The organism is Microbispora sp. CSR-4, assembly GCF_008033685.1.
Lineage (GTDB): Bacteria > Actinomycetota > Actinomycetes > Streptosporangiales > Streptosporangiaceae > Microbispora.
In genome coordinates, this window is record NZ_VJVX01000009.1 from 16587 (window position 1) to 36019 (window position 19433).

General features: G+C 71.0%; 13 protein-coding genes. 1 reads left to right on the forward strand and 12 read right to left on the reverse strand.

The features are described 5' to 3' along the window. Positions 1–161 precede the first annotated feature (161 nt). The 5 genes from ilvC to FLV34_RS09960 form a co-directional block, all read right to left on the reverse strand. Positions 162–1154, reverse strand: a complete 993-nt coding sequence (gene ilvC / locus FLV34_RS09940; protein ID WP_142646338.1) for a ketol-acid reductoisomerase — start codon at positions 1152–1154, stop codon at positions 162–164. 57 nt (positions 1155–1211) lie between these two features. Beyond that, on the reverse strand, positions 1212–1736 hold the full coding sequence (gene ilvN / locus FLV34_RS09945; RefSeq protein WP_030506098.1) for an acetolactate synthase small subunit: 525 nt from the start codon (positions 1734–1736) through the stop codon (positions 1212–1214). 55 nt (positions 1737–1791) lie between these two features. Continuing rightward, on the reverse strand, positions 1792–3612 hold the full coding sequence (locus FLV34_RS09950) for an acetolactate synthase large subunit (RefSeq protein WP_205829943.1): 1821 nt from the start codon (positions 3610–3612) through the stop codon (positions 1792–1794). 395 nt (positions 3613–4007) lie between these two features. After that, positions 4008–6665 carry a bifunctional diguanylate cyclase/phosphodiesterase gene (locus tag FLV34_RS09955; RefSeq protein ID WP_261985721.1) on the reverse strand — a complete coding sequence of 886 codons (2658 nt, stop codon included), beginning with the start codon at positions 6663–6665 and terminating at the stop codon, positions 4008–4010. Positions 6666–6965: 300 nt separating this feature from the next. Next, positions 6966–7898 (reverse strand): 2-hydroxyacid dehydrogenase, encoded by a 933-nt coding sequence (locus FLV34_RS09960; protein ID WP_147942953.1) that lies wholly within the window; start codon positions 7896–7898, stop codon positions 6966–6968. Between the two features lie 66 nt (positions 7899–7964). On the opposite strand from FLV34_RS09960, the gene FLV34_RS09965 reads away from it, so the two are divergent. Beyond that, positions 7965–9107: a sorbosone dehydrogenase family protein gene (locus FLV34_RS09965; RefSeq protein ID WP_142646131.1), complete on the forward strand. Its 1143-nt coding sequence runs from the start codon at positions 7965–7967 to the stop codon at positions 9105–9107. Here FLV34_RS09965 and FLV34_RS09970 read toward each other — a convergent pair whose 3' ends face one another. The 7 genes from FLV34_RS09970 to FLV34_RS10000 all read right to left on the reverse strand — a co-directional run bounded on the left by FLV34_RS09970 (position 9108) and on the right by FLV34_RS10000 (position 19140). Continuing rightward, positions 9108–10997 (reverse strand): VanW family protein, encoded by a 1890-nt coding sequence (locus tag FLV34_RS09970; protein WP_142646132.1) that lies wholly within the window; start codon positions 10995–10997, stop codon positions 9108–9110. 522 nt (positions 10998–11519) lie between these two features. Further along, positions 11520–13028 (reverse strand): Asp-tRNA(Asn)/Glu-tRNA(Gln) amidotransferase subunit GatB, encoded by a 1509-nt coding sequence (gene gatB, locus FLV34_RS09975; protein WP_260617150.1) that lies wholly within the window; start codon positions 13026–13028, stop codon positions 11520–11522. Continuing rightward, positions 13025–13615, reverse strand: a complete 591-nt coding sequence (locus FLV34_RS09980; RefSeq protein ID WP_147942955.1) for a DUF4276 family protein — start codon at positions 13613–13615, stop codon at positions 13025–13027. Before FLV34_RS09980 ends, gatB begins: the two co-directional genes overlap by 4 nt. Further along, entirely contained in the window at positions 13612–14772 is a 1161-nt protein-coding gene (locus FLV34_RS09985) for an AAA family ATPase (protein ID WP_147942956.1), read from the reverse strand. Before FLV34_RS09985 ends, FLV34_RS09980 begins: the two co-directional genes overlap by 4 nt. Before the next feature lie 25 nt (positions 14773–14797). Further along, positions 14798–16288, reverse strand: coding sequence for an Asp-tRNA(Asn)/Glu-tRNA(Gln) amidotransferase subunit GatA (gene gatA, locus FLV34_RS09990; protein ID WP_142646138.1), 1491 nt, complete (start codon positions 16286–16288; stop codon positions 14798–14800). Continuing rightward, positions 16285–16584, reverse strand: a complete 300-nt coding sequence (gatC, locus tag FLV34_RS09995) for an Asp-tRNA(Asn)/Glu-tRNA(Gln) amidotransferase subunit GatC (protein ID WP_142619286.1) — start codon at positions 16582–16584, stop codon at positions 16285–16287. The genes gatA and gatC overlap by 4 nt, the downstream gene beginning before the upstream one ends. Positions 16585–17070: 486 nt before the next feature. Further along, complete coding sequence (locus FLV34_RS10000; protein WP_147942993.1) at positions 17071–19140, reverse strand: bifunctional diguanylate cyclase/phosphodiesterase; 2070 nt, start codon at positions 19138–19140, stop codon at positions 17071–17073. Positions 19141–19433 lie beyond the last annotated feature (293 nt).

Below are 19433 nucleotides of genomic sequence, written 5' to 3' on the forward strand. Positions count from 1 at the left end.
GGCGGCGGGGGCTGGTGGGAGCTGCCGGAAACCGGTGGGGGGGCAGTGCCGGTCGGCGGGGGCCGGTGCCGGTCGGCGGGAGGCGTGAAACGCGACGCGGCGCCGCGCCCCGCCCTTCCGGGCGGGGAGCGGCGCCGCGGTCACGCGAGCGTTCGCGAGCCTCAGGCCTGCTCGCCCTTGAGCCAGCTCATCATCGGGCGGAGCTTGCCGCCGGTCTGCTCGATGGAGTGGCCCGCCAGCTCCTCGCGGTAGCGCTTGAAGTTGGTCTGGCCGGAGTCGAACTCCTCGACCAGCTCGCGGGCGAAGCGGCCGTCCTGGATCTCGTCGAGGATGCGGCGCATCTCCTTCTTGGTCTCCGCGTTGACCACGCGCGGGCCACGGGTGTAGCCGCCGTACTCGGCGGTGTCGGACACCGACCAGTACATCTTGGAGATGCCGCCCTCGTACATGAGGTCCACGATCAGCTTCATCTCGTGGAGGCACTCGAAGTAGGCGACCTCCGGCTGGTAGCCGGCCTCGATCAGCGTCTCGAAACCGGCCTTGATCAGCTCGGAGACGCCGCCGCACAGCACGGCCTGCTCGCCGAACAGGTCGGTCTCGGTCTCCTCGGTGAAGGTCGTCTTCAGCGCGCCGGCGCGGGTGCCGCCGATGCCCTTGGCGTACGACAGCACGAGCGGCCAGGCGTTGCCGGTGGCGTCGCGCTCGACGGCGACCAGACAGGGCACGCCGCGACCGGCCGAGTACTGGCGGCGGACCAGGTGACCCGGGCCCTTCGGCGCCACCATCGCGACGTCGACGCCCGCCGGGGCCTCGATGAGGCCGTAGCGGATGTTGAGGCCGTGGCCGAAGAACAGCGCGTCGCCCTCGACGAGGTTCGGCGCGACGTGCTCGGCGTACAGGTGCCGCTGGATGTGGTCCGGCGCGAGGATCATCGTGAGGTCGGCCTCTTCGACGGCCTCGCCCGGCGACAGCACGCGCAGCCCGTCGGCCTCGGCCTTCTCCCGGCTCTTGGAGCCCTCGGGCAGGCCGACCCGGACGTCCACACCCGAGTCGCGCAGGCTCAGGGCGTGCGCGTGGCCCTGGCTGCCGTAACCCAGCACCGCGACGTGGCGGCCCTGGATGATCGACAGGTCGGCGTCGTCGTCGTAGAAGATCTCAGTCACTTGCTTGCCTTTCACGGGTTGTCCGTCGCGACGTGCCTGCCATGGGAGCTATGCGCTGCGGTCGAGGGCGCGAAGCGAGCGGTCGGTGATGGAACGGGCGCCGCGGCCGATGGCCACCATGCCCGACTGCACGAGCTCCTTGATGCCGTACGGCTCAAGGACCCGGACGAACGCCTCCAGCTTGTCGGTCGTCCCGGTGACCTCGATCGTCACCGCGTCCGGAGCCACGTCAACGCAGCGTGCCCGGAAGAGGTTCACGAGTTCGAGGACGTGCGACCGGCTCTCCGAGTCGGTCCGCACCTTGATCAACATCAGCTCGCGCTGCACCGACTGGCTGTTGTCGAGCTCGACGATCTTGATGACGTTGACCAGCTTGTTGAGCTGTTTGGTGACCTGCTCCAGCGGGAGGTCCTCCACGTTGACGACGATGGTCATCCGCGAGATGTCGTCGTGCTCCGTGGGCCCGACCGCCAGCGAGTCGATGTTGAACCCGCGGCGGCTGAACAGGGCGGCGACCCGGGCCAGCACGCCCGGCTTGTTCTCCACCAGCACGGACAGCGTGTGGCGACTCATGCTTGCTCCATCTCCTCGCGCTGCTGGTCGTGAACGGGTCGGGCCTGGGCGGGGCTCATTCTCCACCCTCCCAGTTCGGCGCCATGTCACGGGCGTACTTGATGTCGTCGTTGCTCGTGCCGGCCGCGACCATCGGCCAGACCATCGCGTCCTGGTGCACGACGAAATCGACCACCACCGGCACGTCGTTGATCTCCATGGCCTTGCGGATCGTGTCGTCCACGTCCTCGGGACGCTCACACCGCAGGCCGACGCAACCGTACGCTTCGGCGAGCTTCACGAAGTCGGGAATGCGCTTGGGCCGCTGCAGATCGGTGTTGGAGTAGCGCTCGTCGTAGAACAGGGTCTGCCACTGGCGGACCATGCCGAGGTTGCCGTTGTTGATGACCGCCACCTTGATCGGCACACCCTCGATCGCGCAGGTCGCCAGCTCCTGGTTGGTCATCTGGAAGCATCCGTCGCCGTCGACGGCCCACACGACCTTGTCCGGGCGGCCCATCTTGGCGCCCATGGCGGCCGGCACGGCGTACCCCATCGTGCCCGCGCCGCCGGAGTTGATGAACGTCCCCGGGTGCTCGTACTTGATGAACTGGGCGGCCCACATCTGGTGCTGGCCGACGCCCGCCGCGTAGATCGCGTCCGCTCCGACCAGCGCGCTCAGCCGCTCCATGACGTACTGCGGGGCCAGCGAGCCGTCGGCGAACTCCTCGTAGCCCAGCGGGTAGGTCTCCTTGTAGCCGTTGAGCAGCCGCCACCACTCGCTGTAGTCGCCCTTGCGGCCCTCGGCCTGCTCGGTCCGCACCGCCGTGATCAGGTCGCCGATCACCTCGCGGCAGTCGCCCACGATCGGGACGTCGGCGTGGCGGTTCTTGGAGATCTCCGCGGGGTCGATGTCGGCGTGGATGACCTTGGCGTGCGGAGCGAAGCTGGACAGCTGGCCGGTGACCCGGTCGTCGAACCGGGTGCCGAGCGCGATCAGCAGGTCGGAGCGCTGCAGGGCGCCGACGGCCGAGACGCTGCCGTGCATGCCGGGCATGCCCATGTGCTGGGGGTGGCTGTCGGGGAAGGTGCCCCGCGCCATCAGCGTGGTGACCACCGGGATGCCGGTCAGCTCGGCCAGCTCCAGCAGCTCGGCCGAGGCGCGCGCCTTGTGCACGCCGCCGCCGACATAGAACACCGGCCGCTTGGCCTCGGTCATCAGCCGGGCGGCCTCGCGAATCTGCTTGGAATGCGGCCGGGTCACCGGACGGTAGCCGGGAAGCTGCATGACCGGCGGCCAGGAGAAGGTGGTGGTCGCCTGCAGGGCGTCCTTGGCGATGTCCACCAGCACCGGCCCCGGACGGCCGGTCGCGGCGATGTGGAACGCCTCGGCGATGGTCCGCGGGATGTCCTCGGCCTTGGTGACGAGGAAGTTGTGCTTGGTGATCGGCATCGTGATGCCGGAGATGTCGGCTTCCTGGAACGCGTCGGTCCCGATGAGCGGGGTGGAGACCTGCCCGGTGATCGCGACGATCGGCACCGAGTCCATGTAGGCGTCGGCGATCGGGGTCACCAGATTGGTCGCCCCCGGGCCGCTGGTGGCCATGCACACCCCGACCCTGCCGGTCGCCTGCGCATAGCCCTCGGCCGCGTGGCCGGCGCCCTGCTCGTGCCGTACAAGCACGTGCCGGACCTTGGTCGAGTCGTAGAGGGGATCGTAGGCGGGGAGAATGGCCCCGCCGGGGATCCCGAACACCGTGTCGACCCCGACCTGCTCCAGCGCCCGCACGAGGGCCTGGGCACCTGTCATTTTCTCGGTCATCGGCTCGTTCCTTGTGGCTGAGCTTGCTTCTGGCTGGGCTGCTTGGCGTGGCTCCTGGCATAAAAAATGCCCCATCCGCTGAGCGGAGCTGGGGCGCGCGCAGGACCTAGTGCTTCGTCAGGCTGCGCGCCTGCGAAGTACTACGAGAATCCCACCGCTATGCATGGCTACAACGATGTCCGATGGAGCGCCTCCACGTCAAATCATGTGGGACGCCCGTCTCGCCATCCAAGACACCCACAACGGACTCCCAGGCTATGCGACCCGCAGCGCGGCCGGCACGACGCCGCGTGTCCGCGCCACCGTTCTGGACTGAGGCGCGCGGGTGCGAAGCGACCACGCGCGACGAGGGACGCGCTCCTTGCGTGCCGCAGGCACGGCCCAGCCGATCAAAGCGCCCAGACGATCGACGCTGCCCCCTGGCGCGCCTCCGGCATGACGCTGTGCTCACGGCGCGCCTTCGGCGCGGCTCAGGCGGTGTTCTGGAGGGTCGTGCTCGGCATCAGGGAGTCGACGCCCCGTGCGGTCATGGGACGGGCCACCAGATAGCCCTGGCCGCGCGTGCAGCCCATCTTGCGCAGGAGGTCGAGTTGCTCGGGCCGCTCGATGCCCTCGGCGACGACGATCAGCCCGAGGTCGTTGCCGAGCTGCACGATCGTCTTCGTCAGCAGGGTCAGCGTGTCGTCGCGGCCGAGTCCGGAGACGAACGACGGGTCGATCTTGATCATGTCGACCGGCAGTTGCCGCAGGAACGCGAGCGACGCGTAGCCGGTGCCGAAGTCGTCGATGGCCAGCCGTACGCCGAGTGTCCTCAGCTCCGACAGCCTGCTGATCATCTCGCCGGCGTCCTCGACCAGCATCTCCTCGATGACTTCGAGGGTCAGCTTGCTGGCGGGCAGCCCGCTCTCGCTCAGCGCCTCCGCCACGGTCTCCACGAAGCGCGGGGCCATGATCTGCCGCGCGGACAGGTTCAGCGCCAGCCCGATGTCCCACGACGACGCGCGCCAGGCCGCCACCTCGCGGCACGCCTCGCGCAGGATCCACTCGCTGAGCGGCACGATGATCCCGGTGTCCTCGGCGGGCCCGAGGAACTGCTCGGGCGGCACGAACGTGCTGCCCCGCCACCAGCGCACCAGCGCCTCGACGGCGGTCACCTGCGACGTGGCCAGGTCGACCACGGGCTGATACTCGATCGCGAACTGGTTCTCCAGCAGCGCCCGCTGCAGGTCGGAGGCGATCTCCAGGCGGCGCAGGACGTCGGCGTGCATGTGGGTGGCGAAGACCTCCACCCGGCGCCCGCCGAGCTCCTTGGCCCGCGACATCGCCACGTCGGCGTTGCGCAGCAGGTCTCCGGGCGGCAGGTCCTCCTCGGCGAAGGCCACGCCGACGCTGGCCGTCAGCGCGATGTCGCGGTCGGCCACCCGGAACGGCTCGTTGGAGACCGCGCGGACGAGCCGTTCGGCCAGGTCGATGGCGGTCTGCGCGTCGGTGCCTCCGGACGCGCCGCCCTCCAGCAGCACCGCGAACTCGTCCCCGCCCCACCGGGCGAGCGTGTCGTCGGCGCGTACGGCCGAGCGCAGGCGGCGGGCGGCCTGGCCGAGCAGGTGGTCGCCGCTGGCGTGGCCGACGGAGTCGTTGACGGAGGTGAAGCCGTCGAGGTCCAGGAAGATCACCGCGGTCCCGCCGGCTCCCCGGCGGGTGAGCACGTCCCGGGCGCGCTCCTCGAAGTAGGCCCGGTTGGGCAGCCCGGTGACCCCGTCGTGGAAGGTCAGGTGGGTGACCTGGTTGCGCAGGGCCACCTGGTCGCTGAGGTCGCGGATCGTGACCAGGACGAGGTCGTCGTCGCGTACGTGCCGGGCGGCGACGGACTCGGTGGGACGCCAGGTGCCGTCGGAGGCGCGGAACCGGCAGGAGATGCGGGTGCCGCCCTCCTGCGCCGGCTCACCCTCCTGATCCGGCCCGTCGTCCTCGTCGTCCATCATGCGGTCGAGGAGGGCCTGTACGGCAGGCACGTCCTCGGGGTGGATGTAGTCGAAGATCGGCCGGAAGGCGAGGTCGTCGGGGCAGTAGCCGTACGTCGTCTCCAGGCCGGGGCCGACCTCCTGGATGATCCCGCGGGGATCGCACACCAGCACGACGTCGCCGGTGTTCTCGGCGAGCCTGCGCAGTTGCTGCTCTCCGACGTCGACCAGGCGGCGCATGCCCGCGGTCTCGACCAGGAGCACGAACAGGCGGCCGAGCAGGACGAGGACGACCGAGGCCGCCACGATCACCAGGGCGGCGTCGCGGCTGTTCCCGATCGCGTACAGGGTGGCGACCAGCGTGGCCGCGGCGACCAGCACGAGCGGGGTGGCGGCCGTCAGCGCGGCGGGCAACGCCCTGACCGGCCGGTCCTCGTGCCCCCACGGGGCGACGGCGAGGACCAGCAGCATGGCGGGGGCGACGGGCCCCGCCGCGAGCGGCGGGGTGTCGCCGTCGAGGCGGGCGAGGGCCGTGGCCAGCTCCGCCGCCGTTATCGCGGTGAGCAGCCCCACACCGGCGAGCCCGACCACCCGGTTGCCCGACCGGGAGGCCGCCACGGCCGGGGTCACGGCGCAGGTCGCGAGCAGGCAGACCACGGGCAGCGCGAGCGCGACGAAGAACGCTCCAGTGTCCTCCGCCTTACGGAACGCCGGGCCGAGCACGGCGACCCAGGCCACGGCGAAGACCGACGCCGCGCCCAGGTAGGCGTCGGCCGCCTGGCGTATCACCCCGCGTGTGAACGCGGGTGGTTTCACCGACATGCCGCAGCCGATCGCGAGCAGCACGGACCCGACGAGCATGAGCAGGTCGGCGAAGGTGAGCACGAACGGCGTGCCGTCGGCCACGGGGCGCACCCCGACGCCGAGGAGCCAGGTCAGCGACCCGGCGGCCATCCACCGCCACGCGCCGGGCTGGCGCCGGTGGACGGGGACGACGCGGGAGGCGGCCATGATCAGCGAGATGGCCGCGAGCAGGCCGGTGACGACACCCGCGACCGCGGTCACGACCGGTGCCGAGCCTCCGGTGACCAGGGCCACGACGACCGCCACCGCGCCGAGCCCGGCCGCCGTGGTGAGTGGGACCCGGGGGTCACGCCTGCCGTTCACGCGCGTCGCCTCTGCACCTGTCGCCGATTCGTCTCCGGTTGTCGTGTCCGCCGGGGTTTCGGCCGAGTCCGGAGTTGTGTCAGCGTCGCCGGATTCGGTGGGGTGTGCCATCACTGCCCCTCCCGTTCTCGACTCGGCTTTACTCTCCCTGTCACATGGCCAGTGTGCGCACTCCCGCTGATCGAGAGGGGGACAACGAGCGAGTCGTCACCGATCTGATAACCAGCCGCGCACGCTGAGCTTCACCGTACGCACCCCAGGTCACGAGGCAGCCACGTTCCGGAATCCTTAACGGAGCGGTCAGTAATGCCCGGTGATCATGTTATCGAGTGGACGGCCCGTCAGATGACGGATCACCTGTTCCCGCACCAGCCTCCGCGTACGCCGCACCGACGCGGGCGTGCTGCCGGCGATGTGCGGGGTGATGAAGACCCCCGGCGCGGTCCACAGCGGGTGGTCGGACGGCAACGGCTCGACGGGCGTGACATCGAGCGCCGCCCGCAGCCTGCCCGTCAGCAACTCGGCCAGCAGCGCGTCGGCGTCCACGACCGACCCGCGCGCGGCGTTCACCAGCAGCGCGCCGTCCTTCATCCGGGCGAGGAACCCGGCGTCCACCAGGCCGGCCGTCCCCGGGGTGGCGGGCACCAGGAGCACGACCACGTCCGCCTCGGGCAGCAGCGCGGGCAGTTCGCTCTCACCATGGACACGGCCGTGGGCGCTGTCGCGGGCCGTGCGCGCCACCCGCACGATGTCCACCTCGAATCCGGCAAGACGCCGTTCGAGCGCCTCGCCGATCGAGCCGTACCCGACGATCAGCACGGTGCTGTCGGCGAGGACGCCGGTGTGGTGGTAGGTCCACTCCCGCCTGGCCTGGGCGGCCGCGAAATCGGGGAACTCCCGCAGCATCGCGATCATCGCGCCCACCGCCCACTCGGCCGTGCCCGCGTCGTGGACGCCGCGCGCGTTGCACAGGACCGCCTTCGGCGGCACGTGCGGAAGGTAGGGCTCGACCCCCGCCGTCACGGTCTGCAGCAGGCGGAGGCTGGTCATGCGGCCCAGGAGGCCGGGGGTGTCCGGCAGCGGGACCAGCGGAGGCACCCAGATCTCCACGTCCTCGGGCGGGCCGGGCAACGGCGTCCGCCCGTCGTACACGACGCAGTCAAGGGAGGGGAGGCCTTCGGGCAGCTCTGTGAGCGCGTCGGCGATGTCCTGTGATGCGACCCAGATCTTCACAGGAACAAACCTAGGGAACCATCGGCCCGGCCAGCGAGTATGGGGTGCATGAGGAGGTCATCAGGGATGGCGAACAGGCACGGGGTGGGCGCGGCGCTGCTGGGGGCGGCCCTTCTGACGGCGACCGCGGCGTGCGCGCCGGGTGAGGAGGGCGGGGGCAGGACTCCCCCGCCCCTGTCCGCCGCGAGCGACGCCGCCACCGCCGGTGGCGCGGGCGCGACTCCCGCCGGCGGTGAGACGAGCGTCGCCCCCGCCGCACCGCGCACGCTGGTCACCGGCCTGAGCGTGCCCTGGGCGATCGCGTTCCTGCCCGGCGGCGACGCGCTGGTGACCGAGCGCGAGTCGGCGCGGCTGCTGCGGGTCACCCCGGGCGGCCAGGTCCACGAGGCCGGCGTGATCGAGGGGGTGGCCGCGAGCGGCGAGGGCGGCCTGCTGGGCGTGGCCGTCTCGCCCCGCTATGCCGACGACCACTATGTCTTCGTCTACTTCACCGCCCAGGACGACAACCGGATCGTCCGCTACCGCTACGACGGAGGGCTCTCCGACCGGAAGGTGATCGTCAGTGGCATCCCGAAGGGTGCCATCCACAACGGGGGCCGCCTCGCCTTCGGCCCCGACGGCTACCTGTACGCCTCGACCGGGGAGACCGGCGAACGCGGCATGGCCCAGGACAGGAACTCGCTGGGCGGCAAGATCCTGCGCATGACGGCGGACGGCCGGCCCGCCCCCGGCAACCCCTTCGGCACCCTCGTGTGGACCTATGGGCACCGCAACGTGCAGGGGATGGCCTGGGACGACCGGGGACACATGTACGCCACCGAGTTCGGCCAGAACACCTACGACGAGATCAACCTCATCGAGAAGGGCCACAACTACGGCTGGCCGGAGGTCGAAGGGGTGGGCCACCGGTCCGGATACACCGACCCCCTGCTCACCTGGTCGACCGACGAGGCGTCGCCGTCCGGTCTCGCGTACGCCTCGGGGGCGCTGTGGGCCGCGGCGCTGCGCGGCGAGCGCCTGTGGCGCGTTCCGGTGGACGCCTCGGGCCGCGCCGGACGTCCCGCCGCGCTCTACACGGGCGAGTACGGCAGGCTGCGCGCGGTGGCCACCGCGTCCGACGGCACGCTGTGGGTGGGCACCAGCAACCGGGACGGGCGCGGCTCCCCCAGGGACGGCGACGACCGGATCCTGGTGGTGCGGCCTTCCTGATCAGCGGCAGATGACCGCGGCCTGGGCGTGGTAGGAGGTGCGGAAGGTCTGCCGGGAGACCACCTCGCCGTTCTGCCGCAGCACCCGCGTCACCGCGGCGGTGAAACCGGGCTGCCCCTGCGTCGTCACGCAGCCCGGTCCCTGACCGGTCACGGCGGGCACCTCGACCCGCTGCCCGACGACCGGCTCCTGCACCTCCACGTCGTACCGCTTGGTGCTCCACAGCGTCACGGTCAGCGAGGTGCCGCTCGTGGACGCGTGGACGAGCACGCCGTATTGCGAGTCGTTCCTCCAGCGCAGGTCGGGGCCGGGGAAGGACACGGCGGCCTCGGTGCCGGCCGGCAGCTGGGAGGCGTGGACCTCGGGCGGGGTGTGCTCGCCGACCCGGAGCCCGGCGCGGATCACGGCGTTCAGCAGGGTGGTCGCGACCTGGGTCATCCCCGCCGCCTCCGTGCCGGCCCGGCCGTGGATCATGGTGGGGGTGATGCCGTCGAACCCCGCGGCCGCCGTGCGCGGGCCGACGACCCCGTTGAACGAGAACGTCTCCCCCGGCTCCACGAGACGGCCGTCGAGGAGCGCGGCGGCGGTGCGGATGTTGGCCGCGCTCTGGGGACAGCAGGCGTAGGAGGTGGTGAAACGGCCGATCTCCTCCCGGATCCCCATCCGCTGCGCCGCGGTGTCGGTGATCCGTGGCGGGCCGTTCACGACCGACACGGCCACCGTACGGTCGCTGCCGTCGAGGGCGGCCAGCACGTCCGCGGCGAGACGGTCCGTGTCCACCCGGTCGCCCGGCCTGCCGGGCACCAGGACCGGCCGGCCGTCCTTCACCGTGAAGGCGGCGTCGCGGGCCACCCGCGAGGGGCCGACCAGCGTGGGCTCGACGCTCCTGACCGCAGCCACGGCGTCGAAGTGCGGCCGCAGGACCGCTCCGTCGGGCGCGAACGTGAGATATCGCGCCAGTGTGGCGGGTGACAGGCTGACCGACGCGGTCCCGTTGGTCAGCGTGAGCGGCGCGGCCACCGCGCGTCGCGCCCACTGCAGGGCGCGCCGCACCTCGGCCCGGGTGATGTGCGGCAGATCACGCGACGTGGGCGCCACGACGACGGCCACGGGGTCGAGGTATCCCCGGACGATCTGGTCGGCCGTCGCCTTCCTGTCGATGACGTAGCCGACCCGGGGATAGATCGGGACCGGGGTGACCCCCTCGAACGAGACGTCTCCCTCGCGCCCCGGGCGTTCCAGCGGCGCGGCGACGAACCTGGCCACCGCCTCGTCGAGTTTGCGGCGGTCCACCGACACGACGGGCTTCACCTCACGGGTGCCGGTCAGCGCGTTCCACACCTCCAGGGGGTTGGGAAAGCCGCCCGGCGCGGCCGTGACCGTGGCCTCGGCATCGAGCATCAGACCGGCCTGCTGCGGGTCCACGGTCAGCCGCCGCGTGCCCTGCCGTACGATCACCGGCGTCCTGGCCTGGGCGTACAGCCGTTCGCGCAAGGTGGCGACTGCCTCCGGCCTGCTCTGCCCGCCGATGTCGACGCCGAGCACCGTCGTGCCGGGCAGGACCTTCCCCGCCATGAAGACGGCCGGCACGAGATAGAGCAGCAGGAGCAACACCGCCAGGCCGATCAGCGTACGGCGGAGCGTACGGCCCTGCGGGACGGGGTCGTAAAGGTCGTCGGGATCCTGCGACGGGACGACGGCGGGTTCCTCACGCGCCGGGCGCTCCGGCACCCGCCACGGCTCGACCGGCGCGGCAGGCGGCGGGATGCTCCCGCCACCGGACGGCTTGGCGGCCGGTGCGGCGGGAGCGGGAGGTTCGGCGAAGATGTCGGCCGACACCCCTCGGGGGAGGGCCGAGACCCCGCGGGGCAGTGAGGTGACGCGGCGCACGGGATGTTTGTGCGGAGGAGCGGACGCCGCCCCGGACGGATCCGTGGGCGGGTCGACGGACGCTCCGGCGTTGCGCACGCCTCAGACTCCTCCAGCTCAAGGTCAACTCGCGATCAGTTAACCCTAAACGCCCTCCGCTGGATATGTCCCGAAGCAACACCTTCCGCACTCGCCAGAAAGGTCGCTTTCCGTGCAGAAGACGCGATTTTCACCGACGCCACTTTCGCCGGAAGCACGATTCGGAACAAACCGGAACAAACCCAACAAAGGAAAAGGCCAACGGCCGGCCACGCGAAACCGTGACCGGCCGTTCTCACCTTGCCGTGCGACCCCCGCCGAGGCGGCGTCCGGCGACGTTCACCGGAGTGGAGGGAGCCAGGACCGCAGCGAGGGTCCAGCGGTGCGGGCTTCGCGAGGACCGGCGCTTCCTTTCCGGCGCAGTGACCGACGTGCCCGAGGTGGGTGGACGCGTCGGTCAGGCTTTGCGATGACCGCCACAGTGACCGACGTGCGCGAGGCCCGTCAGCCCTGCACGCCCAGCTTCTCGAGGATCAGCTCGCGGGCCCGGCCCGCGTCCGCCTTGCCCCGGCTGGCTTTCATCACGCCGCCGACCAGCGCGCCCACGGCCGCGATCTTCCCGCCGCGCACCTTCTCCGCGGCGTCGGCGTTGTCGGCCAGCACCTGATCGATGATCGCCGACAGCTCGCCCTCGTCGCTGACGACCTGGAGCCCGCGCTTGGCCACGACCTCGTCCGGGCCGCCCTCGCCGGCGAGCACGCCCTCCAGCACCTGGCGGGCCAGCTTGTCGTTCAGCGCGCCGGAGGCGACCAGCTCGGTCACCCGGGCGACCTGCGCCGGGGTGATCGGCAGGTCGGCGAGCGCCGTGGCCGTCTCGTTGGCCCTGCGGGCCAGCTCGCCCATCCACCACTTGCGCGCGTCGGCCGCGGGCGCGCCCGCGGCCACCGTCGCCTCGACCAGGTCGATCGCGTCGGCGTTGTGCATGGCGGCCATGTCCAGGTCGGACACGCCCCACTCCTGCTGGAGCCGCTTGCGCCGCGCCGACGGCAGCTCGGGCAGCGCCGCCTTCAGCGACTCGACCCAGGCCGGGTCGGGCGCCATCGGCAGCAGGTCGGGCTCGGGGAAGTAGCGGTAGTCCTGCGCCTCTTCCTTGGACCGCCCGGAGGTCGTCTGGCCGGTGTCCTCGTGGAAGTGGCGGGTCTCCTGCACGATCCGGCCGCCCTCGGCGAGGATGGCCGCCTGGCGCTCGATCTCGCCCCGCACCGCCCGCTCGACGCTGCGCAGCGAGTTGACGTTCTTGGTCTCCGTACGGGTGCCCCACTCCGACGAGCCGCGCGGCATCAGCGAGACGTTCACGTCGCAGCGCAGCGAGCCCTGCTCCATCCGCACGTCGGACACGCCGAGCGAGCGCATCACCTCGCGCAGCTCGGTGACGTACGCGCGGGCGACCTCGGGGGCGAGCCTGTCGGTGCCGGCGATCGGCTTGGTCACGATCTCCACGAGCGGGATGCCGGCGCGGTTGTAGTCGACGATCGAGTAGTCGGCGCCGTGGATGCGCCCGGTCGCGCCGCCCACGTGGGTGGACTTGCCGGTGTCCTCCTCCAGGTGGACCCGCTCGATCTCCACGCGGACGGTCTTCCCGTCCACCTCGACGTCCAGGTAGCCGTCCGTGCACAGCGGCTCGTCGTACTGGCTGATCTGGTAGTTCTTCGGCATGTCCGGATAGAAGTAGTTCTTCCGGGCGAACCTGCACCACTCGGCGATGGTGCAGTTGAGCGCGAGGCCGATCCGGATCGTCGACTCGATCGCCTTCTCGTTGGCCGTCGGCAGCGAGCCGGGCAGTGCCAGGCACACCGGGCAGACCTGCGTGTTCGGCGGCGCGCCGAAGGTCGTCGGGCAGCCGCAGAACATCTTCGATTCGGTGCCCAGCTCGACGTGCGTCTCCAGCCCCAGCACCGGCTCGAAGCGCTCCAGCGCCTCGTCGTACGGCATGAGCGTCTCAGTGCTGCTCACAGGTAACCAAGTCCCTTCAATGCGTTCCTCGCGTCGGAGACCCAGTCCGCGTACGCGGGCACCTGGGCGAGAACGTCGAGGTCGATGTTACGAGCGATGTATTCGAAGTAGTCACGAACGGGTTTTCCGCGGCGCGGCGCCACCTCGGCGAGTGTTTTCTTGGGGTCCGCGATCTTCTCGACGTCCCGCGGGCGGGCGGGCAACCGTCCGTGGTCGCTCCCGCTCAACCGGCGCCACACGCCCGCGTCCGCGAGAAGCCACGCCTCGGTCTCCTGAACCGGTACCAGCGCGATCACCGGTGTGGGCAGTCCCGAGTCCCGCACGACCCGGTCCGCCTTGTCCCGCTCCCTGTGGTCGTTGTGGACGAAAAGCAGGTGGCAGTCGCTCGCCAGCTCACGCAGCGCGCCGGTCATCCTGCCGTGGTCGTAGATCGATCGGCACGCGCCGATTTCGGTGCTCTCCACGTCGACGGCGCACCGGGATGACTGCGCGGTGAGCTCACGGAGCTGCCGGGAGATCACGACACCGAGGAAGACCTCGTCGGTCTCCCCCTCGGCGATCAGCCCGGGCACCAGCGGCCTGCTCATGGCACCTCGCCCACCGCGCTCAGATACTTCCTCACCTGGCGCGGAGAGACGAACGTGCCCGGCTCCCCCTCCGACCGCACCGGCTTGGCGACCGTGACCCGGGAGATCCTGTCGTTGTCGGGATCGACGCGTACGGCGGTGTCGAGGAAGACCAGCGCGTCCGGCCGGAGCCGGTACAGCTCGGAGACGACCACCGGCGAGTGCGTGGTGAGGATCACCTGCCGCAACGGTCGTTTGGCGCTCTCCGGGTCGTTGAGATCGGTGACCCTGCCCTGGATCCTGCGGAGTAGCTCCGCGAGGCGGCTGGGGTGCAGCCCGTTCTCGATCTCCTCGATGAGCAGCACTCCGGCGTGAGCCGGATCATGCAGCGCGGCCAGCAGCGCGATGACCCTGAGCGTCCCGTCGGACAGCAGTGTGCTGGGTATCGCCCCCTGGCCGTCCACGATGACGTCGAACGTCCACTCCTGACGCCGTTCGTCCAGGATCGGCTCGATCCCGGTGATGTCCGGGATGAGCGCCACCATGTCCACGAGGAGTTCTTCGAGCGCTCCCTCCGCCTTGAGCCGCCCGAGAACGGAAGCCAGATTGCCGCCATCCGCCCGCAGTGGTCCGTGATCCGCCGCCGACGACCAGGAGCGCAAACAATCCGGCTCCACCTGGTGCATATTCCAGGCATCGACCTCGGAATTCAGAAGCTGCACATAGCGGCTCGGATTGGACATCTCCCGGCTCAGCGCCTTCTGCGCCTTCTCGGGCTCGTGCGGAAGCCACGGGGGAAGCACTGGGAAGAAAGACTCTCGTAGCGGCCCGGCCGAGAGCGCCCAAGGCCGGGGAACGCCGTCGTCGCCGAGATCAGCACCGCTGTAGTAGAGAAACGGCAGGATGCCGTCGCCGATGTGGGTCAAAGTCCATGCTCGGATCGTGAACTCGGTCACCGGCCGGCCTTTGCTCACCCGATGGAACAGCTCATGGGGCCTTCCCCTGGAGGGGGTCAGAAGCGCCTCGGGACCCCACGCGGAATCGCGCAGATACAGGAACGCGTCCAGCAGGTTGGACTTGCCGCTGGAGTTGGGGCCGACGAGGGCAAGGAACGGCGGCACGTCGAGCCGGAAGTCCAGGAAGGACTTGAAGCCGTCGATCTCGATGCGGGTGATCATGCCGCCGTTCCCCTCCTCTCGGCGACTAGAGCGCGGGCGCGCGGGACAGCAGCGGGCCGCCCCACCGGCTCTCGAATGCCTTCTCCACGGCGGCGCCGACCCGGTAGCAGCGGTCGTCGGCCAGGACCGGTGCCATGACCTGCAGTCCGACCGGCAGGCCGTCCTCGTCGGCCAGGCCGCACGGCACCGAGATCGCCGCGTTGCCGGCCAGGTTGGTCGGGATCGTGCACAGGTCGGCGAGGTACATCGCCATCGGGTCGTCGGCCCGCTCACCGATCGGGAAGGCGGTGGTCGGCGTGGTCGGCGATACCAGCACGTCCACCTGCTGGAAGGCCGCCTCGAAGTCCCGCATGATCAGCGTGCGGACCTTCTGGGCCTGCCCGTAGTAGGCGTCGTAGTAGCCGGACGACAGGGCGTAGGTGCCGAGCATGATGCGCCGCTTGACCTCGGGCCCGAAACCGGCCGCCCGGGTCAGGGCCATGACCTCCTCGGCGCTGCGGGTGCCGTCGTCGCCGACGCGCAGGCCGTACCGCATGGCGTCGAAGCGGGCCAGGTTGGACGAGCACTCCGAGGGCGCGATCAGGTAGTACGCGGGCAGCGCGTAGGAGAACGTCGGGCAGGAGACCTCGACGACCTTGGCCCCGAGCGACTCAAGCAGCTCGACGGCCTCGTTGAACCGGGCGAGCACGCCGGGCTGGTAGCCCTCCCCGCCGAACTCCTTGACCACGCCGACCCGCATGCCCGCCACGTCGGCGTGCCGCGCGGCCTCGACCACCGGCGGGACCGGCGCGTCGATCGAGGTCGAGTCGAGCGGGTCGTGGCCGGAGAAGGCCTCGTGCAGCAGCGCCGCGTCGAGCACGTTGCGGGCGAACGGCCCGGGCGTGTCGAGCGAGGACGCGAACGCGATCAGCCCATAGCGGGACGAGCCGCCGTACGTCGGCTTCATGCCGACGATGCCGGTCACCGCGGCGGGCTGGCGGATCGAGCCGCCCGTGTCGGTGCCGGTGGACAGCGGCGCCTCGTAGGCGGACACCGCGGCCGACGAACCTCCGGAAGAACCGCCCGGAATCCGGGACAGGTCCCAGGGGTTGTGCGTCGGCCCGTACGCCGAGTTCTCCGTGGACGACCCCATGGCGAACTCGTCCAGGTTGGTCTTGCCGAGGATCACCAGGCCGGCCTCGCGCAGGCGGCGGGTCACGGTCGCGTCGTACGGTGGGCGCCAGCCTTCGAGGATCTTCGAGCCTGCGGTCGTCGGCATGTCGGTCGTGGTGAACACGTCCTTGTGCGCGATCGGCACCCCGGCCAGCGGCCCGAGCGTCTCGCCGGCGGCGATGCGCTCGTCGACCGAGCGCGCCTGCGCCAGCGCGGACTCGGCGTCCACGTGCAGGAAGGCGTTGACCCGGCCGTCGACCTCGGCGATCCGGTCGAGATGGGCCTGGGTGACCTCGACCGCGGTGACCTCTCGGGAGGCGACCAGCGCGCCGAGCTCGGCGGCGGTCTTGCGAATCAAGCTCATTCTTCCTCCCCGAGGATCCGCGGCACGCGGAATCGGTCGTCCTCCACCGCGGGCGCGCCGGACAGGGCGCCCTCCGGCGTGAGGCCGGGCCGTACGACGTCGGGCCGGAACACGTTGGTCAGCGGAAGCGCGTGCGAGGACGGCGGGATGTCGTCGGCCGCCACCTCCGCGACACGGGCGACGGCGCCGACGATCTGGTCGAGCTGGGCGGCGAAGTGGTCGAGCTCGTCGTCGGCCAGTGCCAGCCGGGACAGCCGGGCGAGGTGAGCGACCTCATCGCGGGTTATGGCGGACATGAGTCGTCGAACCCGTTTCATGATGGAGATTGGACCTACCCATCCTAGGGCTCGTCGCCGAGCGCGGCCGAACCGGCGACGGCGCGTCACATCCTCTTAACGCGACTCCCGCGCCGAGGCCGACGCCCTGCCGCGCCCTCCCCAGCGCGGGCGGGCCGGCGCGGGCGGCGCGGCGCCGACGGCCCGGCACGACGGATCAGCGCGGCTGCCCACTGTGGAGACCCACTGTGGCCGCCCAGCGCGGCTGTTCAGCGCGGCTGTCCAGCGCGACGGGTTCAGCGCGACGGCAAAACGCGATCACGCGGCATGGCGGTTCGGTGCTGCCGCCCAGCGCGGCTGCCCGGAGACCCAGTGTGGAAGCTCGGTGTGGCGGTTCGGTGTGGCGGCTCGGTGTGGCGGCTCGGTGCTGCCGCCCAGCACGGCTGCCCGGAGACCCAGTGTGGAAGCTCGGTGTGGCGGTTCGGTGTGGCGGCTCGGTGTGGCGGTTCAGTGGGGCGCGAGGCGGGCTCCGCCGGTCTCGCGGTCGCGGAAGGCCGCGCTGAGCCGGCCGCGCAGCCATGTGGTCGCCTCGCTCGCGGGCATGGGCTTGGCCAGCCACCAGCCCTGGCCCGCGTGGCAGCCCATCTCGCGCAGCAGCGTCGCGACCTCCGGCGACTCGACCCCCTCGGCCACCGACCTCAGCCCGAGGGACCGTACGAGGTCGATGATCGAGCGAACGATCCGCTCGTCGTCCGGCGACTCCCCGAGCCGGCGTACGAACGACGCGTCGATCTTGACCTCGGAGACCGGGAGCCGCTGGAGCCGTACCAGCGAGGAGTAGCCGGTGCCGAAGTCGTCCAGGGCCAGCTGGATGCCGAGACCGGCCAGGGTGCGGATCGTGTCGGCGCTATAGGCCTGATCGGTCATGAGAATGCGTTCGGTGACCTCCAGCCGGATGGCCTCCGGGGGCAGGTCCAGCTTCTCCAGCCCGGACTCCAGTTGCTCGGGCAGGCTCGAATCCAGCAGGTCGCGGGCCGACACGTTGACGGAGACCGGCACGTCGATCCCCGCGTGCCACCAGCGGGCCGCCTGCTGCAGCGCGTGGCCGATGACGTGCTGGGTGAGCTCGCGCATCAGGTAGGACTGCTCGGCCAGCGGGATGAACTCGGCGGGTGAGATCGGCCCGCGCACCGGGTGCCACCAGCGCAGCAGCGCCTCGACGCTCTCGACCCTGCCGTCCTCCAGGCTCACCTTGGGCTGATAGTGGAGCTCCAGCTCGTCGGCGTCGATCGCCCGGCGCAGGTCGCCGAGCAGGCTGAGCCGTTCCGGCGAGTTGCGGTCCTTGCCCGGCAGGTAGAACTCGACGCCCGTACGGCCCTCCTTGGCGAGGTACATCGCCACGTCGGAGCGCTGCATGAGCAGTTCGAAGTCCGGCGCGTGGTCGGGATAGAGCGCGATGCCGATCGACGCGTCGAGATCGAATGTCATCCCCTCAAGGCGTACCGGCTCGGTCAGCGCGACCCGCAGCCGCGAGGCGACCTCCCTGGCCGCGTGGGCGTCCCTGATCGACGGCAGCAGCACCGCGAACTCGTCCCCGCCGAGCCGGGCGACCACGTCGCCCGGCCGCACGCTGTGGGTGAGCCGGTGGGCCACGATCTGCAGCAGCCGGTCGCCGACCGGATGGCCGAGCGTGTCGTTGACCTCCTTGAAGCGGTCGAGGTCGAGCAGGAGCAGCCCCACCCGCTCGTGCTCGCGCGCCTCGGCCAGGGCTTCCTCAGTGCGCAGGATGAGCATCTTGCGGTTCGGCAGGCCGGTGAGCCCGTCATGGGTGGCCTGGTGGTCGCGGCGGAGCGAGAGCGTCGCGGTGAAGTAGACCGCGGCCAGCGGCGCGACGAAGAGCGGCACCAGGGCCGTGGAGTGCGCCATCACGACCACGACAAGGGGCGCGAGCCCGAGCAGCGCCCCGTAGACGAGGGCCTGCGGGCCGATCGACGCCTTCATCACCCGGGCCAGCGGCCGGCGCTCGTGCAGCGCCACCGCCTGGCAGACCAGGATCGCGCGGACCGCGAAGTACGCCGTGGCGGCCACCGCGATGGCCGGGATGTCCGCGCCGTCGGGCGTCCGGGGCGTGAGGGGCGCCGCATGCGCGCCGAACGCGGCGAAGGCCCCCGCGGCCGCCATGCAGGCCAGGGTCACCTGGGAGAGGTTGAACAGCACCCGGTGCCAGGCCCTGCGATGCACCAGCCCGCTGACCACCACGGCGACCGCCTGCATCAGCGCCGCCGTCGGCAGGCCCTGGTACATCAGCACGGCGAAGGTGAACATCGTCGATGCCGGCGTGCCCCCGACGAGCGTCGAGGAGCTGAACATGACCGGGCGCAGCTCGCCCAGCACGACCAGGACCGTCAGCATCCAGAACAGCGGAGTGCGGGCCACCTCACCCAGTTCGCCGAAGCCGAGCCGCACCTGCGCGATCACCAGCGCGGTGACGCCGACGGCGGTGACCGCCGTGAGGTAGGCCCACAGGGGCGAGCCCGGGCGCGGTCCGGTGTCCCGGGTGTCGACGGGCGTGGACATTTCGCCCAGGTCGACGGCGGGCAGGAGGACACGTGGCACCCCGGCAAGCGGCATAAGACCGCGTGAAAGCGTCATCGGTAAGAAACCCCCCAAGAGGTCACTATGGGAGGGTACGACCTCTGGGCCACTTCGCGAAACCGCTTGGGCACACTCCGTCACCATGATTTCTGGAGATATCACGGTCTGGCCGGAGTTGGGGTGAAAGTTTCAACTGCTCCACAGGTCCACTCCCCCGCCCGCCTGCGCCTACTAGGTTGGCCGTCCAAACAAACCCTGAGCGACCCTTCTTGGAC